The 6,303-nt window shown below is 44.8% G+C and carries 6 protein-coding genes; all 6 read left to right on the top strand.

Annotation, left to right across the window (positions count from 1 at the left end; translation table 11 throughout):
• Window positions 1–145 precede the first annotated feature (145 nt).
• Window positions 146–1,291: an ROK family protein gene (locus tag ENN47_05110; GenBank protein ID HDP77558.1), complete on the top strand. Its 1,146-nt coding sequence runs from the start codon at window positions 146–148 to the stop codon at window positions 1,289–1,291.
• A 41-nt stretch (window positions 1,292–1,332) separates the two neighbouring features.
• Window positions 1,333–3,435 (top strand): beta-galactosidase, encoded by a 2,103-nt coding sequence (locus tag ENN47_05115; protein HDP77559.1) that lies wholly within the window; start codon window positions 1,333–1,335, stop codon window positions 3,433–3,435.
• Window positions 3,436–3,453: 18 nt separating this feature from the next.
• Entirely contained in the window at window positions 3,454–4,287 is an 834-nt protein-coding gene (locus ENN47_05120; protein ID HDP77560.1) for a hypothetical protein, read from the top strand.
• 52 nt (window positions 4,288–4,339) lie between these two features.
• Window positions 4,340–5,068 carry a sugar ABC transporter ATP-binding protein gene (locus tag ENN47_05125; GenBank protein ID HDP77561.1) on the top strand — a complete coding sequence of 243 codons (729 nt, stop codon included), beginning with the start codon at window positions 4,340–4,342 and terminating at the stop codon, window positions 5,066–5,068.
• A gap of 19 nt (window positions 5,069–5,087) precedes the next feature.
• Window positions 5,088–6,047 (top strand): ABC transporter permease, encoded by a 960-nt coding sequence (locus tag ENN47_05130; protein ID HDP77562.1) that lies wholly within the window; start codon window positions 5,088–5,090, stop codon window positions 6,045–6,047.
• Window positions 6,048–6,072: 25 nt separating this feature from the next.
• The coding region (locus tag ENN47_05135; GenBank protein ID HDP77563.1) for a YhfX family PLP-dependent enzyme at window positions 6,073–6,303 on the top strand (231 nt) is incomplete at its 3' end.

Genomic DNA, 6,303 nt, shown 5'->3' on the forward strand with positions numbered 1-6,303 from the left:
CCTTCTAGCCTGATTATCCCCCTTCTCTATCATCAGACAATTAGTTAGGTTTTACTAACTATGATGAATCAAGTTTTGATGGTGTGCAAAAGTGTATTAGAATTCGTTCGTTGGATCTCATGTCACGAATTATGTTAGGAGTCTTATTTTGGGGAATCTCCACTTTACGGACAGAGAGAAAGTAATTCTTGCTAGGATTCGAAATGAGGGTCCTATTTCAAGAGTCAGGATTGCGAAAAAAGAAAACATAAGCAAGCCAGTTGTCACTATTGGAGTTCGCAAGCTCCTGAGTGTTGGTGCTGTAAGAGAAGTCGGAAAGGATGTCAAGAGAAGCTCAAAGGGAGGCAAGCAAGCTACTTTGTTGGGCTTTGTCCCCGATTTCAGGCTTACACTGGCGGTGGACATCGGCAGAACAAAAATAGTAGCTGCAATGATAGATCTTGATGGCAACATAGGAGCTTCACATACAGTTCTTCTTAGAGAAAACATGTCAAAGGAAGAGTTCAAGCACCTCTTGTTCGAAGCCATAGGAGGTGTGATCGAGGTCATTCCTAAAGAAAAGATCATTGGCATAGGGGTAGGAATACCAGGTGTAATCGGCAGCAATAATGGCGTTGCTGATTTCATTCCAGTACTGTCTCTGAGAAATGTTCCAATTAAATCATGGATAGAGGAACGATTCGGACTTGAAACCTTTTGTGAGAATGATGCAGCTTTGCAGGCGCTCAGCGAGAGTTGGAAAGGTGTGGCTGAAGGAAAAAAGAACGTTGTTGTGATCAACCTTGGAGCAGGGATAGGCAGCGGGGTAATTATTGACGGAAGGCTTTACACGGGCTCTACTGGAAGGGCAGGCGAATTGGGTTACCTCATTTCCAGTTGGGACAATACCTATTACAGAGAGAGTTTCTTCGGGGAGCTTGAAGAAAAACTGTCAGGTGTGTGTTTAGAGAGAAAGCTTGACGAATTTGGATATCACGGGTTCACAGCCGCAGATCTATTTGAAAGGGACATTGATGATGAACGCTTAAGGGATCTCATCTATCAAGGTTGCAAGAGCTTAGCTCTTGCTCTCTGTAACTTGATTTCAATTCTTAATCCAGATATCGTTGTCATGACAGGGGGAATCGGCTACAACCAATTCGAATACCTAACAAAATATACTATCCCACTGATTAGGAATATTCTCCCGAATGAGTTTGTCGGTTCAGTAGACTTCGCAAGAAGCAAATTTCCATCTGAAGGAGTCTTAATAGGTGCGGGATACTTAGTTCAGAAGAAAACATTCTTATAGTCATTCATTTAGAGCTCAAAAGCATAATTGAAAGGAGGCCAATGATGGCGACAGTTAAGATTGAAGATCAGAAGTTCAAGGTCGATGGGAAAGAAATCTCCATGTACAGCGGATCGGTTCATTACTGGCGTAGCAAACCGGAAGCCTGGAGCGGAATACTCGATAAAGTGAAGGACATGGGCTTCAATGCAATTACCACTTACATTCCCTGGGAAATCCACGAATTGCAGAGAGGCATTTTTGATTTCGGAGAGGTAGAACCCAGCAGAGACATAGACAGATTCTTGACGCTTTGCGAAGAGAAGGGTTTGTATGTCGCAGTTAGGCCGGGCCCACAGATAAATTCAGAGTTAACCTGGTTCGGTTTCCCGGAGAGAATCCTTGAAGATCCAAAGCTACAGGCAAAAAACGCAAAGGGCGGTAAAGTTGTTTTGACACAAGTGCCAAGACCGATTCCGGCACTTGCTTACCATTCGGAGGAATTCCTCGCCGAAGTTGATCTATGGTATGATGCGATTTTCACAATCCTCGAGAAGCACCAGCCCCCGAAGGGCAACCTCGTCGCAGTGCAAGTAGACAATGAGATGGGATTCTTCTTCAATGTCAACCCTTATTCAACAGATTACAGCGACTCTTCAAAGGCTCTCTACCGAAGTTTTCTGAAAGAGAAATATAACACAGTCTCCGAGCTTAACAAGATGTACTCCTCAAATTACAGCGGATTTGACGAGATAGATCCTCCGGGCCGTTTTGAGGGGACAAGGAAAGAGGAGCTTCGTTATTACCTCGACTGGATAGAATACAGAGAGTTCTACCTGATAACCAGCATGGAGAACTTGGGTAATCGAATGAAGTCAAGGGGGATTCATGTACCGCTGTTCCACAACTATCCACATCCTCTAGGACCCGGCGGAGCAAAGGGAGCTCCTACGACTCCGTTCAATCTACCTGCTCTCGAAGAGAAGCTTGGCTTTGTCGGCTTCGATATCTACTCAAGAAAGGAGCTCTACGACCACGTCAAGACGATTGCATCGTATGTCTCAGGATGCAGCAGATTTCCATACATACCAGAGTTCATTATGGGTGTCTGGCCGTGGTATATAAAGCCCGGGGACTTCACTGACGAGGTGTTTGTAACGAAAGAAGCACTTATGCACGGGATTAAGGAGTTCAACAGATACATGCTTGTTGATAGAAACAAATGGCTTGGATCCCCTATCAACAGAAAGGGAGTTGTGAAAGAAGACTCTTACAACGCTCACAAGAAAGTCGGCACAAATCTTATGAAGATACGATGGAACGACTTTGCCAAGTGTGACGACGTACTGCTTGTGGTTAATAGAGATTACGACAGACTGGAAGCTGCAACTACTCTTCTTCCTGTTGTAGGAGATTTTCTAGAACCGGTCTTTGGATTCTCTGAATACCCGAGTTCAGTAATAGTTTCCGATGAACATCTTGGATTTAGCAGACCAATACAACAGCACAAGAGCACTTGGTTCGATGCCTTCTATAAGGCATTAACAGAAGGTGGAGTAGTGTTCAGCTTGGGAGATACCGCTCAATCCGTCGAGGCGCTCAAGAAGCACAAAGTCCTAGTAATTTCGGCTTTCGACTACATTGGAAAGAAAACCGCAGACAAGTTGGCCGATTACATTGAAACAGGCGGTACGGTAGTCCTGGGTCCGGAAATTCCAAAGCTTGACGACACGTTCAGCTCAGAGTCTGCTCTCAGTAAGCTAGTGAGTTCCTCAACCGGAAAGCCGGTACTCAATAGCAACGGCATGGAAATCGGAAAGAAACACGCGTGTGGAAAAGGCTCCCTAATACAGATTTTCGAACTGGAAAGCATCAGTTCAGGTCTGATTGAGATTTTGGATTCCGTTCAAGTCTTCAGAATAGACAAAGGTAAATCGGTTGCAGACTTGGTCTTGTACAAAGGCAAAATACGTGATGAGTACATTCTCTTTGTGGCAAATCCGTCAGAGAAGAAGATTGAAGTTGACATTCCGTTGCCTAGCGTCCCTGAGAGTGTTACAGACATATGGGAAGAAAAGAAGGAAGAGATCTCGGCTGGTAGATTGAAGACGGAAGTTTGCGCGCATGACATTAGGATCTTCAGCTGGAAGGCAATCAACGCCTAGACGGGAGAGGTGATTAGTATGTTGGATAAAAATCCTTTGATGATTGATATCGATGTTAAGCAGTGGGCGAATCTTCATCATGTAGTTTTGAAAGGCTTGAGAGAGAAGAAACGAATTGTTGTGATACATGAGAATGGAAAGGTTCAAAACATCAGTCATTCTCATGAAGCAGAAGTCATAAATCCAATCAGGAAAGTCTCAAATCCCGAGGTGGACGCAAAGAAACTCTTCGAGGCAAATGAAGAGAATGTTGATCTTGTAATGGTACTTGAGAGAAGCCACGTAGAGAATTACTATAATGAAGTTCAGAGTTCATGGAAAGTCGATGAGGATCTTGATGAGTACATGTACAGAATGTACAGCTTGCTGGACTGCTATTACCCTGGAATAGTGGCCTATCCCGGTCCTGCAAGTCGCCAATTCGGCCTGCAGTGGCTGCTCCCCGGAAATGTCGGGTATCTTCAGTTCAAATCGATATTGGAAAGTTTTGCCGAAAGAGGCACCACGGTTACGATCGCAGTCTTTGAGAACAAGACGGAACTCTGGACCAGTCTGGTTCTGGGAGTGGACGAGAAGGGCAAGATCTCTCTGATAACTTCCGTCAAACAGGGCATAGTGAAGAAGAACTGGAGAGAAGAATACCAAAACATCAACAACTGGGTCGGTGAGAATTACTGGAAGTCTGGACTCGCGATCTTCATGGACAAGAAGGATTTCCTTGAAATTTCTAGCAGCAAGGCTCCCTCTTATCTGTTCAAGGGCCTCTGCGAGAAGGGTTCGATCATTGTTGATCCTTCCACTGAGTCACTGAAGGCTTTTGTTGCGAAGTACAGATTGCACGAGCTTAGCTGAGAGACCCGTGTAATTATAATGCCAGTCCCCTCGAAGAAGAGAGGTGTTTAATATGGATGACGTCGTATTGGAATGCAGGAATATTGTTAAGCACTACGGGAACGTAGAAGCCTTAAACGGCGTCTCATTTGGGCTTAGAAAGAATGAGATATTGGGCCTCGTTGGAGACAACGGGGCCGGTAAGTCAACTCTGCTGAAGATAATTCGAGGAGCCGTTCAACCAACATCCGGAGAGATATTGATAAATGGAAAGAAGGTTGAATTCTCCAGTCCAATGGATGCAGCAGAAGAAGGAATTCAGTGTGTTTATCAGGACCTTGCTCTGGTAGATCAGATGACGATTGTCGACAATTTCTTTCTTGGAAGAGAACTTCGTGAGAAGAAACTGGGATTCATACCCGTGCTAAGAAAGAAGAAGATGGAGAACGAAACTGAACAGGCACTCAAGCAGATGGAATTCAGCATGGATGTGAAGAAAAAAGTCTCTGATCTTTCTGGCGGCCAGAGGCAGGCGATCGCTGTAGCCAGGGCGGTTTTCGCAGATCCCAAGATTGTCCTTCTTGACGAACCAACCTCGGCTCTCTCGGAAATCGCAAAGCATGAAGTATTTAAACTCTTGAAAGGTCTTAAGGAAGAACATTCTCTCATCTTTGTCACCCATGATCTGAACAACACACTGCAACTATGCGACCGCATCATAATCTTGAAGCATGGAGTAATTGAGTATGAAGGCGAAGTTACGAAAGACCTCAGCCTTGAAGAGCTCCTTTCCATGATGTGATGAGAGGTGATTGTTTTTTATGAATTATAGAAGCTTAATGAGAAGAAGTACGGCCAACATTGAATTGTTTGTTCTCCTGCTTGCCGCGGTTGTTCTAATCGTTGTGTTCTCAATTCTTGAACCAAGGTTCTTTTCGGTGAACAATTTCAGGATTCTGTTGGAGACGATGAGTATTCTCGGGATACTGTCTCTTGGTGTAAATTTTCTCTTAATAGCAGGTGAGATGGATATATCATTTACGTCTGTTCTGGAGCTTTCTGCGGCTGTTGTTGCCATAAGCAGCACGGCACACATGAACACCTTCGTTTCAATTGCATTTGGTGTTCTTGCTGCGACAGCTGTGGGACTTATCAATGCGTTCTTTGCCGTGAAACTCAAGATACCGTCCTTCCTCGTCACATTGGGCACCCAAGTGGCAATAGGTGGCTTAGTTATGATTCTCTGCGACTATAGAACGATCATAATCAGGGACAAGAGTTTTATTAACGTGTTCTTTGGGAGACCATTTGCGAACATTGCCTCAGCAGTCTACTGGATGATCGGAATAGCAATAGTCATCTGGTTTGTTCTAACAAGAACGAGGTTCGGAAAATGGGTTTATGCAACCGGCGGAAAGCAGAGTTCGGCACGTCTCATGGGCATTCCTACAGATAGAGTTAAAATCTCTCTCTTCGTTACCAGTGCAATCCTTGCTGGTGTAGCCGGCTTTATATTGGGTAGCAGAGCAACTTCCGCTCGCCCTGCAATGGGAACGAGCTATCTGATGCCCGCCATTTCTGCGCCCATTCTGGCTGGGGCTGCACTGACTGGAGGTCAGGGATCTGCTTTCAAGACATTGCTGGCAGCATTTGTCCTGACTATCATTACTAACGGCGTTACCCTGATCGGTTTGGAGCCGGCATACCGTGACATTTTCATGGGTGTAATTTTGATCTCTGCTCTTTCAGTCAGATACCTGCAGAATATGAACCGTGACTAGTATCAGTTGTGGAATGAGGTGAAATATGGATTTTCTTGACACCATCGTCAGACGTAATCCCTCACTCATAAAAACGGCAGTTTCGATGCATCAGAACAACGAACTACCTGCAAACTCTGTCGTAGTCGATCTCGACATGGTTGAAGAAAATGCGGTTAAGATTCGAGATGCGGCTGCTGAAAGAGGAATCCATCTGTACTTAATGACTAAGCAATTTGGAAGGAATCCTGAGATCTGCCGAACACTTAACAACGCA

Source organism: Mesotoga infera (genome assembly GCA_011045915.1).
GTDB classification, from domain to species: Bacteria; Thermotogota; Thermotogae; order Petrotogales; family Kosmotogaceae; genus Mesotoga; species Mesotoga infera_D.